This is a genomic window from Pseudomonas rhodesiae (genome assembly GCF_007858255.1).
Lineage (GTDB): Bacteria > Pseudomonadota > Gammaproteobacteria > Pseudomonadales > Pseudomonadaceae > Aquipseudomonas > Aquipseudomonas rhodesiae.
Window position 1 is genome coordinate 1 of sequence record NZ_VFEU01000061.1, and the last position, 2,025, is coordinate 2,025.

At 63.1% G+C, this 2,025-nt stretch carries 2 protein-coding genes; both read right to left on the reverse strand.

Translation table 11 applies throughout. The features are described from left to right. Positions 1 to 138: 138 nt before the first annotated feature. On the reverse strand, positions 139 to 1,107 hold the full coding sequence (araH, locus tag FIV35_RS29390; protein WP_034138983.1) for an L-arabinose ABC transporter permease AraH: 969 nt from the start codon (positions 1,105 to 1,107) through the stop codon (positions 139 to 141). A gap of 9 nt (positions 1,108 to 1,116) precedes the next feature. Next, on the reverse strand, positions 1,117 to 2,025 hold a 909-nt coding region (locus FIV35_RS29395), incomplete at its 5' end, for an ATP-binding cassette domain-containing protein (protein WP_146375126.1).

Consider the following 2,025-nt stretch of genomic DNA (forward strand, 5'->3'; position numbering starts at 1 on the left):
TCAGCAACAACATCGAACAGCCTTACTGTGGGAGGGGGCTTGCCCCCGATTGCGGAGTGTCAGTTTGCATTTTTGTTTCTGATCTACCGCTATCGGGGGCAAGCCCCCTCCCACATTGAGTCCTTACGGAGCATGGAGTCAGCGTTGTTTCATGCGGTCGATGACCACGGCCAGCAGCAGGATGGAGCCGCGAATCACATACTGGTAGAAGGTGTCGATGTTCTTCAGGTTCATCGCGTTTTCGATGATCGCCAGGATCAGCACGCCCGCGATCACGTGGCGGATCATGCCGATGCCGCCGCTCAGCGACACGCCGCCCAGTACGCAGGCCGAAATGACGGTCAGTTCGAAACCCTGGCCGATCATCGGTTGGCCCGAAGTCATGCGTGAGGCCAAAATCACGCCGGCCAGGGCACCGATCAGGCCGTGTACGGCGAAGATCAGGATCTTGGTGCGGTCCACATTCACGCCCGCCAGCAGCGCCGCTTCCGGGTTGCCGCCGATGGCCATGGTGTTGCGCCCATAGGTGGTGTAGTTGAGCAGCCAGCCGAAAAACACGAAGCACGCCAGGGTGATTAGGATCGGCACCGGCACGCCGAACAGTTGGCCGTTGCCGAAGATAAAGAACTGCTCCTGGGACACCCCCACCGCTTTGCCGTCGGCAAAAATGTAGGCCAGGCCGCGCACGATTTGCATGGTTGCCAGCGTGGTGATCAGCGCGTTGACCCGCAGTTTGGCGATCACGATGCCGTTGATCAGCCCCACCACCAGGCCCATCAGCAATGCCGCGCCAATGCCCAGCATGACGCTGTCGGTGTCGCGCATGACGATGGCCGCGACCACCCCGGCACAGGCGATCACCGAGCCCACCGACAGGTCAAAATGCCCCGACGCCAGGCAGAACAGCATGGTGCACGCGGCGATGCCCACGGTGGAAATCGCCAGGCCCAGGCCGCGCATGTTCAACGGCGAGAGGAAGTTGTCGATCAGCAAGGCGCACAACACGAAGATGGCGATGGCCGCCAGCAGCATCGCCCAGTTGTCGAGCAAGGCGCGCATGTCCAGGGGTTTGCGTGCCGTGGGCAGCGCGTTGTTTTGAGTGGTCATGGTTTTCTCTCAGTTCGTCACGCGGCGCGGCAAGGCCAGCTGCAGCAGGTTGGATTCAGTGGCGTGTTCGCGCGGGTGTTCGCCGCGCAGCGCGCCTTCGCACAGCACCAGGATGCGGTCGGCGATGCCCATCACTTCCATCAGGTCGCTGGACACCACGATCACCGCGATGCCCTGCGCCGCCAGGTTGTGGATGATCTGGTAGATCTCGGCCTTGGCGCCGATGTCGATGCCGCGGGTCGGTTCGTCGAGCAACAGCACTTTCATCGGCATCGACAGCCAGCGGCCCAAAATGGCTTTCTGCTGGTTGCCGCCGGAGAGGTACAGGATCTTCTGCGCGGCGTTCGGGGTTTTGACTTTCATCGCCTGGATCTGGTGCGCGGCGTTGCCCTTTTCCCAGCCCTCGCGCAGCAGCCAGCCGAACCGCGAGTGGGCGCCACGAGCACTGATGTTGATGTTTTCGGCCACGCTGGACAGCGGGATGATGCCTTCCTTTTTGCGGTCTTCGGGGCACAGCAGCACCCCGGCGGCGATGGCGTCGCGCGGCGAGCGCAACTGCAATGGCTCACCCTCCAGCGCCAGGCTGCCGGCGCTGGCACGTTCCAGGCCGCTGAGCAGACGGAACAGCTCCGTACGCCCGGCCCCCACCAGCCCGAACAGGCCGAGGATTTCGCCTTTGCGCACCTGGAAACTCACCGGCTCGCGCAAGCCTGGCCCAAGCAGACCGTCGACCTTGAGCGCCACCTCGCCGTGCTCGCGCGGGCGGTAGTCGTAGATGTCCTGAATATCGCGACCGACCATGCAGGTCACCAACTGGTCGTGGGTCAGCGCGCTCATGTCCTCGAACGTGCGCACGTAGCGGCCGTCCTTGAACACCGTGACCGCGTCGCAGATGCGGAACACTTCTTCCATGCGGTG